Origin of the sequence: Serratia sp. root2, assembly GCF_031931805.1 — a bacterium.
GTDB classification, from domain to species: domain Bacteria; phylum Pseudomonadota; class Gammaproteobacteria; order Enterobacterales; family Enterobacteriaceae; genus Serratia; species Serratia inhibens.
This window is the reverse complement of the sequence record NZ_JAUJXB010000001.1, coordinates 1,944,606-1,959,906: the sequence shown is the minus strand read 5'-3', so window position 1 is coordinate 1,959,906 and position 15,301 is coordinate 1,944,606. Positions and strand designations below refer to the sequence as shown.

Annotated in this window: 14 protein-coding genes; 7 read left to right on the top strand and 7 right to left on the bottom strand. The window is 56.0% G+C overall.

All coding sequences use genetic code 11. The features are described from left to right. Nucleotide 1: 1 nt before the first annotated feature. On the bottom strand, nucleotides 2–1,531 hold the full coding sequence (locus QZQ97_RS08995; protein WP_311993154.1) for a 3-hydroxyacyl-CoA dehydrogenase NAD-binding domain-containing protein: 1,530 nt from the start codon (nucleotides 1,529–1,531) through the stop codon (nucleotides 2–4). Between the two features lie 348 nt (nucleotides 1,532–1,879). Between QZQ97_RS08995 and QZQ97_RS08990 the strand changes: the two genes are divergently transcribed. Together QZQ97_RS08990 and QZQ97_RS08985 are read left to right on the top strand one after the other, a co-directional pair. After that, on the top strand, nucleotides 1,880–2,596 hold the full coding sequence (locus tag QZQ97_RS08990) for an autoinducer binding domain-containing protein (protein WP_311993153.1): 717 nt from the start codon (nucleotides 1,880–1,882) through the stop codon (nucleotides 2,594–2,596). A gap of 178 nt (nucleotides 2,597–2,774) precedes the next feature. Further along, entirely contained in the window at nucleotides 2,775–3,203 is a 429-nt protein-coding gene (locus QZQ97_RS08985; protein WP_004942906.1) for a universal stress protein, read from the top strand. A gap of 76 nt (nucleotides 3,204–3,279) precedes the next feature. On the opposite strand, the gene QZQ97_RS08980 is transcribed toward QZQ97_RS08985, so the two are convergent. The 5 genes from QZQ97_RS08980 to QZQ97_RS08960 form a co-directional block, all read right to left on the bottom strand. Further along, nucleotides 3,280–4,293: an Ldh family oxidoreductase gene (locus QZQ97_RS08980; RefSeq protein WP_311993152.1), complete on the bottom strand. Its 1,014-nt coding sequence runs from the start codon at nucleotides 4,291–4,293 to the stop codon at nucleotides 3,280–3,282. A 17-nt stretch (nucleotides 4,294–4,310) separates the two neighbouring features. Further along, nucleotides 4,311–5,876, bottom strand: a complete 1,566-nt coding sequence (locus QZQ97_RS08975; RefSeq protein ID WP_311993151.1) for an APC family permease — start codon at nucleotides 5,874–5,876, stop codon at nucleotides 4,311–4,313. A gap of 44 nt (nucleotides 5,877–5,920) precedes the next feature. After that, nucleotides 5,921–7,531: an aldehyde dehydrogenase (NADP(+)) gene (locus QZQ97_RS08970; protein WP_311993150.1), complete on the bottom strand. Its 1,611-nt coding sequence runs from the start codon at nucleotides 7,529–7,531 to the stop codon at nucleotides 5,921–5,923. Nucleotides 7,532–7,587: 56 nt separating this feature from the next. Continuing rightward, the gene (locus QZQ97_RS08965) at nucleotides 7,588–8,508 is read right to left on the bottom strand and encodes a dihydrodipicolinate synthase family protein (RefSeq protein ID WP_311993149.1); all 921 of its coding nucleotides are present in this window, start codon (nucleotides 8,506–8,508) and stop codon (nucleotides 7,588–7,590) included. Between the two features lie 207 nt (nucleotides 8,509–8,715). Further along, nucleotides 8,716–9,561 (bottom strand): AraC family transcriptional regulator, encoded by an 846-nt coding sequence (locus QZQ97_RS08960; RefSeq protein WP_311993148.1) that lies wholly within the window; start codon nucleotides 9,559–9,561, stop codon nucleotides 8,716–8,718. Between the two features lie 389 nt (nucleotides 9,562–9,950). Between QZQ97_RS08960 and QZQ97_RS08955 the strand changes: the two genes are divergently transcribed. From QZQ97_RS08955 to QZQ97_RS08940, 4 genes are read left to right on the top strand one after another with little or no spacing between them, the layout of a single operon-like run. Next, the gene (locus QZQ97_RS08955) at nucleotides 9,951–10,898 is read left to right on the top strand and encodes a 4-hydroxyproline epimerase (RefSeq protein WP_311993147.1); all 948 of its coding nucleotides are present in this window, start codon (nucleotides 9,951–9,953) and stop codon (nucleotides 10,896–10,898) included. Further along, nucleotides 10,898–12,022 carry an NAD(P)/FAD-dependent oxidoreductase gene (locus QZQ97_RS08950; RefSeq protein ID WP_311993146.1) on the top strand — a complete coding sequence of 375 codons (1,125 nt, stop codon included), beginning with the start codon at nucleotides 10,898–10,900 and terminating at the stop codon, nucleotides 12,020–12,022. Before QZQ97_RS08955 ends, QZQ97_RS08950 begins: the two co-directional genes overlap by 1 nt. Then, a complete protein-coding gene (locus QZQ97_RS08945; protein WP_311993145.1) occupies nucleotides 12,019–12,279 on the top strand; it encodes a (2Fe-2S)-binding protein in 261 nt (86 codons plus the stop codon). The genes QZQ97_RS08950 and QZQ97_RS08945 overlap by 4 nt, the downstream gene beginning before the upstream one ends. Continuing rightward, on the top strand, nucleotides 12,272–13,534 hold the full coding sequence (locus QZQ97_RS08940) for an FAD/NAD(P)-binding oxidoreductase (RefSeq protein WP_311993144.1): 1,263 nt from the start codon (nucleotides 12,272–12,274) through the stop codon (nucleotides 13,532–13,534). The genes QZQ97_RS08945 and QZQ97_RS08940 overlap by 8 nt, the downstream gene beginning before the upstream one ends. Before the next feature lie 261 nt (nucleotides 13,535–13,795). Here QZQ97_RS08940 and QZQ97_RS08935 read toward each other — a convergent pair whose 3' ends face one another. After that, entirely contained in the window at nucleotides 13,796–14,155 is a 360-nt protein-coding gene (locus tag QZQ97_RS08935; protein ID WP_311993143.1) for a hypothetical protein, read from the bottom strand. A 235-nt stretch (nucleotides 14,156–14,390) separates the two neighbouring features. Here QZQ97_RS08935 and QZQ97_RS08930 point away from each other — a divergent pair, with 235 nt between their 5' ends. Further along, the gene (locus tag QZQ97_RS08930) at nucleotides 14,391–15,089 is read left to right on the top strand and encodes an extensin-like domain-containing protein (protein ID WP_311993142.1); all 699 of its coding nucleotides are present in this window, start codon (nucleotides 14,391–14,393) and stop codon (nucleotides 15,087–15,089) included. The last annotated feature ends 212 nt before the right edge of the window (nucleotides 15,090–15,301 follow it).

The window sequence follows — 15,301 nt, the reverse complement described above, 5'->3', positions numbered from 1 at the left end:
CTTAGGGTGCTACAGCCAGCTCAGGCCGGGCCGCGTTCAGCAATGAGTAATGCGGGTAATAGCGCGTGGAGTGCAGCAGTTGCACCATGTTATCCAGCGTCGATTTCACGTTTTTCTGCCCGAGTTGCGTCAGCCAGGCGAAAATGCCGTCTGCATAGTTCACACCGGCAACGGCGGCGATATCGATATCCGCACGGCTGCAAACACCGCTTTCTACCATGATCACCGATTCATTGATGAGGCTGCTCAGTACGCGGGCAACGATCAGGGCAGGGGAATCTTTAATAAATTCCACCTGAGCGATGACGGTTTGCAGCAGCGTCAGAAACAGCGCCTTGTTCCTCTCTGTGGCATGTTGATTGTGGGCGGCCACCAGATAGGCGGTATCGGCGTAATTCAGTGCGGCATCAATCACGAAGGTATCGAGAGCGGTCAGGCTGGCGAGCAGGTTCGCCGTTCTGCCATCGGTGATTTTGATCGCCAGCCTGTTGTTCACCAGGATAAAGCGCCCCAGCTCCGGCCGTTCCGGCAACCGTTGAACGCGCAGCGCAGGCCAGACGGCCAGAGCGCGCTGTTGCAGATGATCAAATAACGCGTGCTCACCATAAAAATGCAGTGAAGTCGGCGTGTCGCCCTCTGTGGTGGGGCTGGGCGGCGTCGCAGGTTGGGCGGAAAAAAAAGAACGCCCGTTTTTCCTCCCCAGCAGCCCGGCATCCACCAGCGAGCGTTGCAAATGGCCGGGGGTATAGCGGGGGTCGAACTGCATATCCTGCCAAATCTGCTTGCTGACCTGATAGTTGATATCCTGGCCGATAAAATCAGTCAGTTCTAAAGGCCCCATGCGAAAACGCCCGCCAGCCTTGAGGGCGCGGTCGATCTGCGGTGCCAGCGCCACGTTTTCCTCCAGCAGCCGGAACCCTTCCAGGTAGAAAGGCCGCGCCATGCGATTAACAATAAAGCCCGGTGTGGCTTTGCAGACCACAAACTGTTTACCCAACGTTGTTACCAACTGCTGGCAGCGTAGAGTGGTGGCGTGAGAGGTAAAATAAGAGGGAATAATTTCGATCAACTTCATCAGCGGTGCCGGATTGAAAAAATGGAGGCCGATAAAGCGCGGATTGTTTTCCACCCCTGCCGCCAACTTGTTCAACGACAGCGATGAGGTATTGGTTGCAATAATCGTTTCTGGTTTTACCGTAGCCGCGATGGCTGCAAGGATTTCATGCTTGGTTTGCTCATCCTCCGCAATGGTTTCAATCACCAGATCGCTGTCGGCTATCGCATCAAAAACGGCCGAGAAAATAATATTGGCTAATACCTGCCCTTTTTCCTGCAGGGTTATTTTTCCGTTATCCATTTTTCTGTCCAGGTCACTGACAATATAGTCACGGGCCTGATTGAGATTATTGCTATTGCGATTATAAAGTACGGTTCGTATGTCGTTCAGCGCCAGGAGGTAGGCGATGCCTCTGCCCATGGTCCCCGCACCAATAACGGCGGCTGAACGGATTGCCGAATTGTTCTCTGCCATAGAAAATCCCCGTGAGTATTTTTCTGCATTGCAGAATTCGCAAATGCTTATAATTTATTTGGATTTGGAACGGCACCGGGTGCCTATGGCGAAGGTAATTGGCGGCGAGATGACTGTCTAACGGTAAAAGTGACAGGTTTACAATAATAGGCGGTTATGGTATTCGCGTAATTCCGGTTATTCGTCAGCGTTAAAAGCGTTATTTATTAGCGTTCGGATGACCATAGCTTCTTTTGTTATAGCCATCGTATTTTTTATACTATGAAACGGCTGTTGTAGCCCTGATGCCCCACTATAGTTAATGTCACTTATCGATAACCCGGTACTGCTTTCTGGAGAACGTGTTTTATGGACCCCCGTATTCAGCCTTTGATGGACGCTTTACTCGGCAGTGTGCACGATCGCGAGCTTTTTTTACGCCGTCTGGAACTCTGCGCCCAGACGTTGGGCTTCGAATACTATTCCTATACCGTATTTTCATGTTACCCCGCCAGCCGGCCCAAAATGCAGATAGAAGGGAACTATCCCGCCGAATACCTGGAGGACTATCGCAAATTGCGGGTCTATCTGCAGGATCCGGTTATCGATCAGGCCCATCATTCCACTCTGCAGTTTCATTGGGACGAAGGGTTCTATCAAGATAAACCGGAACTGTGGTGGCGTATGGCGCAGTTCGGCATTCGTGAAGGCTGGTCACAGTCGATCAAGGACTGCTACGGCCGGCTGGGCATTCTCACTTTTGCCGGCAAAAAAATCCCTGAACAGTCGCCGCAGGCAGGTGCGCATAACGAAACCTTCTTTTTGTGGTTGGCGCAGATAGCCCATAAAACGTTGCGCGAAGCATTGATATCGGTGAACGACGAGGCGATCAAAGACGTGTTGACGATGCGTGAAAAGGATATTTTACGCTGGTGCAGCGAAGGTAAAACTTCAGAGGAAATTGCCATGCTTCTGGGATTGAGTGAAAGGACGGTGAATTTTCATATTGGTAATTCGATTAAAAAACTGTCCGTTGCCAATAAAACCGCCGCTACGGCGAAAGCCGTGTATTTGCAACTTATTTAACGGGTGTTGAAATAATTAATCGACTAGCTGTTAACCTCGCTATGTTTATATTTTGTTAAATAGTCAATTATCCTGGTCAGGAGTTACCGGCGATCACAAAAGCGCGAGAAAGCGGTTCACGCAACTTTCTCCCGGCAGTACCCTATAGGTACCAAGGTTTACATAGAAGGGATGTAATATGTACAAGACCATACTAGTGCCGATAGATATCGAAGAAGATCTGCTGACAGAGCACGCCTTGAAGAATGTCGAGTACCTGGCAAAAATTTCCGGTGCCAAAGTGCATTTCTTCCACGCGCTACCGGACGCTTCAGCGTTCGTTACCGCCTATTCGTTTGGCATCAAGGAGTTTGAGAATCAAGCGGAAGTAAAAGCGGTAGATAAGCTCAAGAAAATCATGTCGGAAATTGATATTCCGCTGGAACGTCTGGATTACACCATCAGCTTTGGCTCCCCGCGCGATCAGGTGCTGGAATTGGCTGAGGAAATCAAAGCGGATTTGATCATCATAGGTTCGCGCCGTCCGAGCGTGAAAACTTACCTGCTGGGATCTAATGCAGCGGCGATTGTGCGCCACGCCAATATCTCGGTCATGGTGGTCAGATAATCAGATAATCAGATAATCAGATAATCAGATAATCAGTTAAATCAGGCCCGCAGTTCAACTTGCGGGCCTGCATCATTTAGTGGCAGAGGGCCACGATTTCTTCATACAGCGCCAGCGGCAAGGTAACGCCGTGCTGCTCACTGTATTGCCGTATCTGAAAACGTCGCTCCCCTGGAATACGCGCACCTTGCCCGGACATATCGGCGAACAAGGCTTCCGCTCTGGCAAAGTGAACCTCTTTGTCGACCCCCATAAAACGATCGGGATCCATAGCGATAATCAATTCGCCGCCATAAGGCGAGGAGCCGGTCTTCTGATCGTAGGCCAGCGATTCCTTACTGGTCATATCGCCAATCAACGGCCCGGCGAGCAGCTCAACCATTGCCGCCAGTGCCGATCCCTTATGGCCACCAAAGGTCAGCATCGCGCCCTGCAATACGCTGGCCGGATCGGTTGAAGGTTGCCCCTGTTTATCAATTCCCCATCCTTCCGGCAGCGGCCTGCCGGCGCGGCGATGCAGCTCTATTTCGCCACGTGCCGCGGCGCTGGTGGCCATATCAAAGATAAAGGGTGGGCGTTGCGGGCGCGGCCAGCCAAAGGCGATAGGGTTGGTGCCGAACAACGGACGGGTTCCCCCGGCGGGGGTGACCCAGGCATGGCTGGGCGTGCATGCCAGCGCCACCAGTCCTTGCTCGGTTAAGGGTTCAATATCGGCCCACAGGGCGGAAAAATGCACGCAGTGGTTAATGGCCAACGCCGCTATGCCGTTAGTACGTACCTTGTCGACAAAAGCGGGCAGTGCGCTGCGGTAAGCCAGCAGCGAAAACCCGTAGTTGGCGTCCACCCGCAGGATCGCCGGAGCGCTGTCGGTAAGTACAGGAACGGCGTCGGCGGACACCTTGCCGGCCAGCAGCGATCGCACGCAACCGAGCACCCGGTATAGGCCGTGCGAGGCGCAGCCATCACGTTCACCGGCAGTCACATTCTGCGCGACGGCATCGGCATGTTCGGCGCTGAAACCATTGCTGCGCAGTGCGCGCAGCGCGAGATGATAGGCCTCGCTCAGCGACAGTGTCTGGGTTTTCGTCATTAGATTTCTCCTTTGGGTTACTCTTCTTCATCACCGTCGAAATTCGCCTTGGGCAAACAGGTATAGGCGCCCCAGTAGTAAATCACCAGCGCAATGACCGCCACCGTAAGGGTATCCCACGGGTGGCCGATGGCATTGATGCCGCCAAAGCTACCGAGATAAGACGCCACAATAAGCAGCGCATAGAAGCCGATCAGCCACAGTGAGGATAAAATCTGCTGCCGCAAGCTGACGGCATGGGTGGGTACCTTGTTTTTGAACAGGATATAGACCACGAACATCAGGATCTGCAGGCCAAGCAGCCAGGAAACGGTGTTCCATCCGGACCAGTAAACGATAAGTGCCGAGATGATGAATGACAGTGGGCCGAGCACGCAAAACCCCTTCACGAAGAATGGGCGATGCAGGTCTGGCGCATTACGACGCAGACCGGCGGCGGTGACGGGTGCAATGGCGTAACTCAGTACCAGCGCGGCGGACACTACGCCGATCAGCTTCTCCCAGGAGGGGAAGGGCAGTGTCCAGAAGATCGACAGACCAAAGGTCAGCCACAGCGCGGGGCGCGGAATGCCTGACTCACCGTCGACGTGGGTAAATATTTTAAAAAAGGTGCCGGCGCGCGCCCAGCCGTAGATCACGCGCGGCGTGGCGTTCATATAGATATTGCCGGTGCCGCTCGGCGAGATAATCGCATCGCTCACCACCAGGAACGCCAGCCATCCCATCCCCAGTGTGATGGCGATATCGCGGTAAGGCAGTGAGAATTGCCGGCTGATACCGGCCCAGCCACCACTCAACATCTCGCTGGGAATGCTGCCGAGGAACGCCACTTGCAGCAGTACGTAGATAATGGTGGACAGTATCACCGACAGGATCAGCGCGATGGGGATAGTGCGCTGCGGGTTTTGCACCTCGCTGGCGACAGAGATAATCGGCGTCAGGCCAAGGTAAGCGAAGATAATTCCGCCTGCCGAAATGGCTGCCTCTACCCCGGCGGAACCGAAGGGTGCAAAGCCCTGGCTATACAAATTTTCGGGTTTGAAGAAGTTGAACAGCACCACGATCACCAACAGCGGCACCACGAATTTAATCACGCTGATCAGGTTGTTGGATTTGGCAAAGGTTTTGACACTGTAGTAGTTAAGGGCGAAGAAGAAACACAGCAGTATCAGTTGCACGACCCAGCCGATCAGCGTTGGGTCGCCGGAACCAGGTTGGCTCAGAAAGGGAAACCAGGCGGCGGCGTATTGGCGGGCGGCGACGATCTCGATCGATATCAGGCTGGAGAAAGCGATCAGGGTGATAAACCCCAACAGATAGCCCATCAGTTCGCCGTGGGAAAATACCGGATAGCGGATGATGCCACCGGCGCGCGGCAGAGCGGCACCCAGTTCGCAATAAACGATGCCGAGCAGCAAAACGGCCAGGCCGCCGATAAGCCAGGAGTAAATGCCCGCCGGGCCGGCAATGGAGGAGACGTGGCTGGCGGCGAATAGCCAGCCGGAACCAAATATAGCGCCCAGACCAATAAACGTCAGATCGGTGAGCGTAAGCTGCTTCTTGAATTTGCCTTGGGTTGTCATGGGGTTACCCTTTTGTTATTTGATGGCATTCAGATACGGCCTGGCTAGTCGCTGGCAGATAACGTCATGGGATCCCGGGTATAAATGCCGTTAACCAGCCGCAACAGGCCAAGTGGGTTGCTGTCTTGCAACGGCGGGGGGAGTAAGGCTGCGGGGTAATTCTGCAGGCAGACCGGGCGCAGAAAACGTTCGATGGCCAGCGTGCCTACCGACGTGCCGCGTGCATCGCTGGTCGCCGGATAAGGGCCGCCGTGCACCATGGCGTCACAGACTTCTACCCCGGTGGGATACCCGTTGAACAGTACCCGCCCGGCCTTGTGAGTCAGTAATTGGGCCAGCGGTGCTGCGTCGGCTTGATCATCTTCCTCCGCCAGCAGGGTGGCGGTCAGTTGCCCGTGCAGGCTTTCCAGCACGGCGGCCAGTTGACGGTTGTCTTCCACCGCCACCAGGACGGCCACCGGACCAAAAACTTCCTCCTGCAGCAAAGGGTTGCCACTCAGCAGCAGGTTGACGTCAGCCTGATAAAGCTGCGGAGCGGCCAGATGCGGTTGCTGCTCGCGGTTGCCCGCCAGATGGCGAATACCCGGCACCTCTTCGAGCGCTTTCAATCCGCTGTGGTAATGCGTCAGCGTGCCGGCGTTCAGCATTGGCTGTGGTGCGGCAGCCTTTACCTGCGTGTTTAACTCGTTAATCAGCCGACTGAATGCTGCACCGCGCTGGCCGAGGATCAACCCCGGTTTGGTGCAGAACTGGCCGCACCCCTGGGTGAATGAGGCAACCAGTTCCTGAGCGATTTTCTGCCCACGTCGGGCCAGAGCCTGGGGCATCACGATCAGCGGGTTAATGCTCGACATTTCGGCAAACACCGGAATAGGCTGTGGACGGCGCATGGCCAGATCGAACAAGGCTCTGCCACCCCGCAGCGAGCCGGTAAAGCCCACCGCCCGGATCGCCGGGTGCTGTACCAGTTCGGCGCCAATGCTATCGCCGTAAATCATGTTGAACACCCCGGCCGGGATTTGCTGCAACTCTCGGGCTCGTTCAATCGCCTGCGCGGTCAGCTCTGCGGTGATCATATGGCCGCCGTGTGCCTTGAACACCACCGGGCAACCCGCAGCCAACGCAGCCGCCGTGTCCCCGCCTGCGGTGGAGAACGCCAGCGGAAAATTGCTGGCGCCGAACACCGCTACCGGGCCGATAGCGGTGCGATACTGCCGCAGGTCCGGGCGCGGTAATGGCGTTCGCTGCGGCAGAGCGCAATCTATGCGTGCGCCGTGCATATCGCCGCGACGCAACAGGGTGGCAAATAACCGCATCTGACCGCTGGTTCTGGTGCGCTCACCGCTCAGACGAGCCAATGGCAGAGCGGTCTCCAGCATGGCGAAGGCGAAGAAACCCTCATCCAGCGCGTCCAATTGATCGGCAATAGCGTCAAGGAATGCTGCCCGGCGCTCGGCGCTGATTTGTGAATAGGCAGTGAAGGCCTGTGCGGCGGCCTCGGCTGCGGATGCGGTTTCAGCGGTGGTGGCCTGATGAAAGCGGTGGCCGGTTGGCTGGCCGTTGTCGGCACGCAGGCTGAGCAGTGTAGCTTCCCCGCTGGAGCAGCGTTTGCCGCCGATAAACTGTTGGCCGCTGATGGTATGGATATTGGGCATGTCTCCCCCGTTAGAAAAATGAGAATGCCCGGCAGGCGGCCGGGCGAAGGTGGCGATTACAGGCCGACGTCCGCCAGTTCGGGGCGGTTTGCCAGCGCTTTTTTGACCACCGCAGTGACTTCCGCCAACGTGTCGCCTTGCAGTGCCAGGCGTGGGGGACGGGTAATGGCGCTACCGCGGCCTACCAGCTCTTCACAAAGCTTGATGCACTGCACCAGATCCGGCCGCGCATCGAGGTGCAACAGCGGCATAAACCAACGGTACAGCGATAGCGCTTCTTCAAAGCGTTTTTGCTTCGCCAGGCGGAACAGCGTTTCGCCTTCGCGCGGGAAGGCGTTGGACATCCCGGATATCCAGCCTTCGGCCCCGACAGCGATGCTTTCGAGCACCACATCATCCAGCCCGGCGAACAGGACAAAGCGATCGCCAACCTCGTTGCGCAGATCGATAAAGCGGCGGGTGTCGCCGGAAGAGTCTTTGAAACACACGATGTTTTCGCAGTCGACCAGCGAGGTCAGGATGTCGGGCGTTACGTCGTTTTTGTAAATGGGCGGGTTGTTGTAGACCATGATCGGTAGATCGGTGGCGGTGGCGACGCTGCGAAAGTGCGCGGCGGTTTCGTGGGGTTTGGCGGAGTAAACCAGGGCCGGCATCACCATAATGCCGTCGACACCGACTTTCTGCGCTTCGCGCGCCATATTGCGCGCAAAGGCAGTAGTGAATTCGGCGATGCCTGCGATCACCGGGACCTTGCCCTGGGCCGCATCCCGCGCTACCTCAATGACTGACAGTTTTTCCTGTACTGTCAATGACGTGTTTTCGCCGACGGTGCCGCACACTACCAGACCTGAAACGCCGTCCTTGACCAGGTTTTTGATCACCGTATGAGTGGCATCGAGATCCAGAGAGAAATCACTGCGAAACTGGGTGCTGACCGCCGGGAACACGCCGCTCCATTTAATGGCTTTATGACTCATAGTGTTTATCCTGTCGTCCAAGTTTGTTAATCGATGGTGAACTATTGGTGAAATCCAACCACAGATTGACCTGTATTGTTCGCAGGGGCTTGACGGTTTTCGCCGAATGCCACGACGAAATTGGCACAGTGGCGCAGATCATCGCGCGGCAACAAACCTGAGGGTTATTCCGCCGAGAAAAGAGGTATGATTAGTAATATCAGAAGGTTAATGGGTTGACGTTAGCCGAAAATCGCGCGGGGTCAAGCCGGTCATCGACTTGAACTGACGGCTGAAAGCGCTGTGATCGGTATAGCCGCACTGCAGGGCAATATCGGTGATGGGCAAATCACCGGCCAGTAATTCGGTGGCTTTTTCCAACCGAACCTTGTGGATCATCTGGCGCGGCGTGAGGTGAAAAATGCGTTTGCAGTAGCGTTCTATCTGCGCCACGGAAAGCGCGGTGAGCTCCGTTAGCTCTTCGAGGGCGATCGGTCGGGCGTAATGCTGACGTATATAGACGTCGATGGCCGCCAGCCGTTGATAGGCCGGGTGATTGGCTTTAGCCTCCTGCAGGTCATGCGAGATGCCTGCCATGCCGATGATTTTGCCCTGCGCGTCGTACAGTGCCAGCTTTTGCGTCAGGCACCAGCCGGTTTCCCGACCGTTATACAGATGCATTTCCAACTGATCCTGAATCAGCACCCCATGGCGCAGCACCCGGAGATCCTGCTCGATGTAACCTGAGCCAAGCTGGGCGGGAAAGACGTCCGCCGAGGTTTTTCCCAGCAAGGGCATGACGGTTTTAAACCCACAGCGCTTGGCCAGCGTCAGATTTGCCAACAGATAACGCGCCTGCGCATCCTTGATAAAGAACACCACGTTGGGAATGGCGTTCAGCAGCGGGGCGATCAGCGCCAGCGAGTTCAGCAATTCGTGCAGGTTGTTAGGGCGCTGTTGCGCCAGGCCATCGCACAGCCGGGACAGCTGTTCTACGGCGAATACGTCATCTTCCTGCTCAACTGCAGCGGGCTGAGGAGAAGTAACAACCTGATGGTCATGGGCCAATCGCATAGCAACACCTTTCCCGCTGTTTGACACCGAACCTGAGGCGGTCCGGGCAGGCCATTCTTGGCGCCGTTAATCAATATTAACTTTCCGATAACTTTTCAAGCGCAGCTGCCAAATATGCGCATTGCCGCATACTTTTTCTTTTCGCAGCGCAGTTTTCAGCAAGAAAAACGGCTGTCGCCTCGCAGTTCTAGAAATAGCATATCAATAACACAATGATAAATAAGTCATTCTTATGACCGCCTCAACAGGGGGCTGCGGCATGGGGTAAACGCCGCTGTGTGCATTGTGCTGATTTCTGCATTCACCGCGCCGAAATGCATCAAGCTCTCGTCGGCGTATTCGGTCAGGCTAGGGCTATAGGTAACAGGTTATCAACCCAGGAGACTCCGATGACAATTTCTTCGCATTTCACCGTACTGCGGGCGATCGATTCCCACACCGGCGGGGAGCCCACCCGATTGATTATTGAGGGGTTCCCCGATCTGGGCAGCGGCAGTATGGCGGAGCGCAAGGCGTTGTTTGCGCAGCAGTATGACAACTGGCGAAGCGCCGTGATTCTGGAGCCCCGTGGCAATGACGTACTGGTGGGGGCATTGCTGTGCCAACCCTGTTCACCACAAGCCACAGCCGGGGTGATTTTCTTCAACAACGCCGGTTATCTGGGCATGTGCGGCCACGGGACTATCGGGCTGGTTGCCTCGCTGGCCTATCTGGGGAGGATCAGCGCCGGGGAGCATCGGATTGAAACCCCTGTCGGCACGGTAAACGCCACGTTGCATCAAGATGGCAGCGTCACGGTGGAAAATGTGCCCGCCTACCGTTTTCGCCGCCAGGTGTCGGTTGAAGTAAAGGGCTATGGCGCGGTGACGGGCGATATCGCCTGGGGGGGAAACTGGTTTTTCCTGATTGCCGAACATCCTCTGGTCATCAACAGGCAAAATCTGGAGGCGCTAACCGCTTTTTGCTGGGCGGTACGTCAGGCGCTGGAACTGGCAGGAGTTTATGGGGAAGACGGCGGTGTTATCGATCATATTGAACTGTTCACCGCCGACCCGCAGGCAGACAGCCGCAACTTCGTGCTATGCCCCGGCAAGGCCTATGACCGCTCGCCTTGTGGTACCGGCACCAGCGCCAAGCTGGCTTGTCTGGCGGCCGACGGCAAATTGCAACCGGATGAGGTCTGGCGCCAGGCGAGCGTGATGGGTAGCGAGTTCAGCGGCTATTACCGTCGTAATGGCGATCGCATAACCCCTTTTATTCGCGGGCAAGCGTACGTTTGCGCAGACAACCGGTTATTGCTGGATGAGCACGACCCCTTCGTCTGGGGGATTCGCTGATGGTCGCCGGCAGGTGCGCGGAGGCGATAGTGGTGGGCGGCGGCATTATCGGTGCGGCCTGTGCCTGGCAGCTGGCGCAGGAAGGGTATCAGGTCTTGCTGGTGGATAATCAGCGCCCTGGTGCCACGGCGGCAGGCATGGGACACCTGGTCTGCATGGATGATAATCCCGCGGAATTGGCCTTAAGCGCCTATTCGTTGCAATTGTGGCGCGATGTAGTGGATCGCATGCCGGAAAGCTGCGCCTGGCGAGGTTGCGGCACGCTCTGGTTAGCAGAGCGCGAAGATGAAATGGCGATTGCCGAACTGAAGCTGCGGCGAATGGCGGAATATGGCGTGCTTAGCGAAATGCTCAGTGCTGAGCAGGTTACCCGTCTTGAGCCGATGCTGCGGCCCGGCCTGGCGGGCGGGTTACGGGTGCCGGGCGATGGCATTGTGTATGCCCCCAACGTTGCCCGCTGGCTACAGAGCGATGCGGGAACGGCGATCAGCGTGATTGCCGGCGAGGCTGTCATGCTGGAGGATCAGGCGGTGGTGCTGGCCAGCGGTGAACGCCTGACGGCATCCGTAGTGGTGCTTGCCTGCGGCCTCCAGGCCGATCGGCTGTTGGCGCAGCCGTTGCTGAAAGCCAAAAAAGGGCACTTGGCCATCACCGATCGCTACCCACGGCAGGTGTGCCATCAATTGGTCGAACTGGGTTATGGCGCCAGTGCGCATGCCTGCGACGGCACTTCAGTGGCGTTTAACGTTCAGGCACGCCCGACAGGCCAATTGCTGATTGGTTCTTCCCGCCAATTTGGCACCTTAGACACCGACATAGACATGCCAATACTGGCGGCGATGCTGGCGCGCGCCCAAACCTTTTTGCCCGCGCTGGCGCAACTGAATATTATCCGCTGCTGGACAGGCCTGCGTGCCGCTTCGGCCGATGGTTTGCCGCTATTGGGGCCGCACCCGCAGCACTCCTGGTTGTGGCTGGCATTGGGGCATGAGGGGTTGGGGGTGACAACCGCATTGGGCAGCGCTGCACTGATTGCGGCGCAGATCCAGAATCACCGGCCAGCGATTGACGACACTCCCTATCTTGCTGCGCGGATGTTTGGCACGGAGGTATTGTCGGTATGAGCCAGGAGGATAATTTGCTGACGCTAACCATTGAGGGTGAAAGTTTGCGCGTGCCGGAGGGCATCAGCGTGGCGGCAGCGCTTAGCCTGAGCGGGCAGGATCGCTGTCGTCACTCGGTCAGCCAACTGCCGCGAGCACCGTTTTGTGGCATGGGTATTTGCCAGGAGTGTCGCGTCACGGTGAATGGACTGCGGCGGCTGGCGTGCCAGACCCTGTGTCAGCCAGGGATGCGTATTGAGAGGGGCGATGATGAGTAATCTGACGTGCGATGTACTGATTATCGGCGGAGGGCCGGCTGGATTAGCGGCAGCCCGCGCCGCTGCGCAAAGTGGGCAGTCGGTGCTGGTGTTGGACGATAACCCCCGTCCTGGCGGACAAATTTGGCGCGATGGGCCGGGAGTCATATTGCCGGTGCTTGCGCAGCAGTATCGGCAGGCTGTTGAAGCGCTGAATAACGTGACGTTACTTAACGCCGTTAAAATAGTGGCTCATTGCGGGCCACAGCAAATTCTTTATGAAGGCGCATTGGGCAGCGGGCTCGTCGATTATCAACGGTTGATCTTGTGCTGCGGCGCGCGGGAGCTTTTGCTGCCATTTCCCGGCTGGACACTGCCAGGAGTGACCGGTGCCGGCGGGTTGCAGGCGCAAATAAAACAGGGTCTGCAAATCAAAGGGGAGCGGGTGGTGATTGCTGGTAGCGGGCCGTTGCTGCTGGCGGTGGCCAATGGCGTTACCAAAGCCGGCGGCGAAGTGGTGTTGCTGGCGGAGCAAGCCTCCGTCCAACGGTTGGCGGGATTTGCCGGTGGGTTGTGGCGCTGGCCGACGAAGCTACGCCAATCATTGACTCTGCTAAATCGCCGCTATCGCCCTGACAGCCATGTGCTGGAGGCGCTGGGTGGACAACGGCTGGAGGCGGTGCGGGTTCGGCAGGGCAGACGAGTGGTGACGCTGCCTTGCGATCGATTGGCCTGCGGTTTTGGCCTGGTGGCGAATATCGAACTGGCGATGTTCTTGGGGTGTCGCATTTTCAACCATGCGGTGGCGGTGGACGAGCAGCAGCGAACCAGTCTGCCGCAGATTTATGCCGCCGGAGACTGTACCGGCGTGGGTGGCAGCGAGTTGGCACTAGCAGAGGGAGCCATCGCAGGTTATGTCGCAACCGGCAATATGGAACGGGCGCAGGCATTACTGGCGCAACGTGATAAGTGGCGGCATTTCGCTGGGGCGGTAGATAGCGCCTTTACGCTAAACCCTGTTCTGAAAACGTTAGCGATGCCCAACACTCTGTTGTGCCGCTGCGAGGATGTCCCGCTGGGACAGGTCTGTGAGTTCTCCGGCTGGTCGGCGGCCAAGCTGGGTAGCCGCTGTGGAATGGGAGCCTGCCAAGGCAAAATTTGCGCGACGGCGGCACGTCATCTTTTTGGCTGGCCGTTGGAGGTTCCACGGATCCCATTGACGCCGACCAGAACAGAAACGCTGGTGCGGCTTGGCCGAGCCGAGAGCGACGGATAAGCATGCTACACTCAGGCATAATAACCAGAGAAAGTGGGTGGGCAAAGGATGACAAATGCACTGATAACGCTGGCGCTATGTTTGTTGCTGATGCCTCTGTTGTTATGGCTGATTGGCCGTGCTCTATCGGCTGCCAAGGATAAAAAACCAGAGGGGGGTAAATCTAAACCGAAGACTGGCATGCCGCACGGTGATGATCAATAACGTCCGGTTACAGGCAGGGTGACCGGGTTCGGCATGCCGAACCCGTTGACAGCGTTGTCAGTACTGTGGCCAATAATAGGTTTTCTCGTGCCAGCCTTTGCCATACATGCAGGCCTCGATGGTCGCCGAACGGGCGGCCTCATTGCGATCATTCTGCACCGTTTTGAACGAGGGCTGCTTTTCGTAACGGTAGCCTTCTGGGCAATCCTTCTTGTCTTTCTTACAACTCTTGTATTGGTTTTCGTAGGCAAACTCAAAATCTCTCACCATATCTGGTGGAAAACGTTCATAGCCCTTACCTTTGCATTCAGCATATTCCGCATCGCGGGTGGTTGCGCCAGCGCCGGGTTTTTCCCATTGGGTGCAGGCGGTCAATGTCAAGAATGGCAAAATAATCAAAAAATTATACGTCTTCATGGTCTCCCTAACTCTTTCTGTCGTCCTAAATACACGTGCTAAGAATCATCCTAGGCAACGCAAGGCAGGAGTGTAATGAACTGATGTTAAAATTGGAAATGATAATGGTTATTGTTTAGGTAAGATTGAGGTTACGCCGGCGAAGCCCATACCCGCCGCCTTACAGGCTGCAGCCAACAACGCTGCGGTAAGGCGACGGGTATATACTGATGTTTTTGGCTAAGGGGAAAATGGCATGCGACGTACGCTCGTTTTACTTTCTGTATTGCTGGCGCTGGTCTTGCTGTTCCCCTGGGCAAGCCGTTATTTGCCACCCGGTTATCATCCTTTCGCTCCTTTGACGCTGGATGATCCGCCAACTCTGGTCACGCGCCTTAAACTGCGATTGTTGGCCGATGATCCCGTGGCCTGCATGGCCATTTTGACTCAGGCCAGAGACGCGGGGCGTATAGGTTTTACCCTGCCTGGTGACAGTCAGGGCGAATGTCCGCTGGTTGCGCCGGTGAAGGTGCAAAATTTTGGTGAGGTGCGTCTCAGTTCCAGTTTTCTTGCCAGTTGCCCGCTGGCGCTAAGCAGCGCAATGTTCGTTGGGCAAATCGCCGAGCCGCAAGCGCAACGGCAGTTTGGCGTGAGGCTGGCGCGTATTGATCATCTTGGCAGCTACGCTTGTCGAAATATCTATCATCGCCCGGTGGGAAGGCTCAGTGAGCATGCCACTGCGGAAGCTTGGGATATTGCCGGTTTTCGGCTGGCAAATGGCAATCGGCTGACAATATTGCGAAACTGGCCAGAGCAAAGTACCGCAGGAAGTTATCTGAGAACTGTGTTCGAAGAGGGATGCGGCTTTTTTGGTAGCGCCTTGGGTCCGGAATATAATGCCGCTCACGCAAATCACTTTCACTTTGGTATGCGGGGGTATGGGCTGTGCAGATGAATATTAATGACGTAAACGAGTAAAAAAGAACTAATGTTTTTAGCTATAGTGTCGTCGCTAAGTTTTTATGATTTCATGGAGGGTGTTTTTTAAGATTTTTACCTAAAGGGTAGGGCTTATTATTGGTTGCGGAAGGTGTTTTTTGAAATACTGCATTGATATGTGCAATTTTATCCAATTCTTCAATCTGGAATAGTTAAAACTATTATTCA

Bases quoted from the DNA above. Each gene is read 5' to 3' on its own strand.
- QZQ97_RS08985 (WP_004942906.1), top strand. From the start codon at position 2,775: ATGTACAAGACCATACTAGTGCCGATAGATATCGAAGAAGATCTGCTG.
- QZQ97_RS08965 (WP_311993149.1), bottom strand. From the start codon at position 8,508: ATGAGTCATAAAGCCATTAAATGGAGCGGCGTGTTCCCGGCGGTCAGC.
- QZQ97_RS08955 (WP_311993147.1), top strand. From the start codon at position 9,951: ATGACAATTTCTTCGCATTTCACCGTACTGCGGGCGATCGATTCCCAC.
- QZQ97_RS08970 (WP_311993150.1), bottom strand. From the start codon at position 7,531: ATGCCCAATATCCATACCATCAGCGGCCAACAGTTTATCGGCGGCAAA.
- QZQ97_RS08995 (WP_311993154.1), bottom strand. From the start codon at position 1,531: ATGGCAGAGAACAATTCGGCAATCCGTTCAGCCGCCGTTATTGGTGCG.
- QZQ97_RS08980 (WP_311993152.1), bottom strand. From the start codon at position 4,293: ATGACGAAAACCCAGACACTGTCGCTGAGCGAGGCCTATCATCTCGCG.
- QZQ97_RS08945 (WP_311993145.1), top strand. From the start codon at position 12,019: ATGAGCCAGGAGGATAATTTGCTGACGCTAACCATTGAGGGTGAAAGT.
- QZQ97_RS08950 (WP_311993146.1), top strand. From the start codon at position 10,898: ATGGTCGCCGGCAGGTGCGCGGAGGCGATAGTGGTGGGCGGCGGCATT.
- QZQ97_RS08960 (WP_311993148.1), bottom strand. From the start codon at position 9,561: ATGCGATTGGCCCATGACCATCAGGTTGTTACTTCTCCTCAGCCCGCT.
- QZQ97_RS08975 (WP_311993151.1), bottom strand. From the start codon at position 5,876: ATGACAACCCAAGGCAAATTCAAGAAGCAGCTTACGCTCACCGATCTG.
- QZQ97_RS08990 (WP_311993153.1), top strand. From the start codon at position 1,880: ATGGACCCCCGTATTCAGCCTTTGATGGACGCTTTACTCGGCAGTGTG.
- QZQ97_RS08935 (WP_311993143.1), bottom strand. From the start codon at position 14,155: ATGAAGACGTATAATTTTTTGATTATTTTGCCATTCTTGACATTGACC.
- QZQ97_RS08930 (WP_311993142.1), top strand. From the start codon at position 14,391: ATGCGACGTACGCTCGTTTTACTTTCTGTATTGCTGGCGCTGGTCTTG.
- QZQ97_RS08940 (WP_311993144.1), top strand. From the start codon at position 12,272: ATGAGTAATCTGACGTGCGATGTACTGATTATCGGCGGAGGGCCGGCT.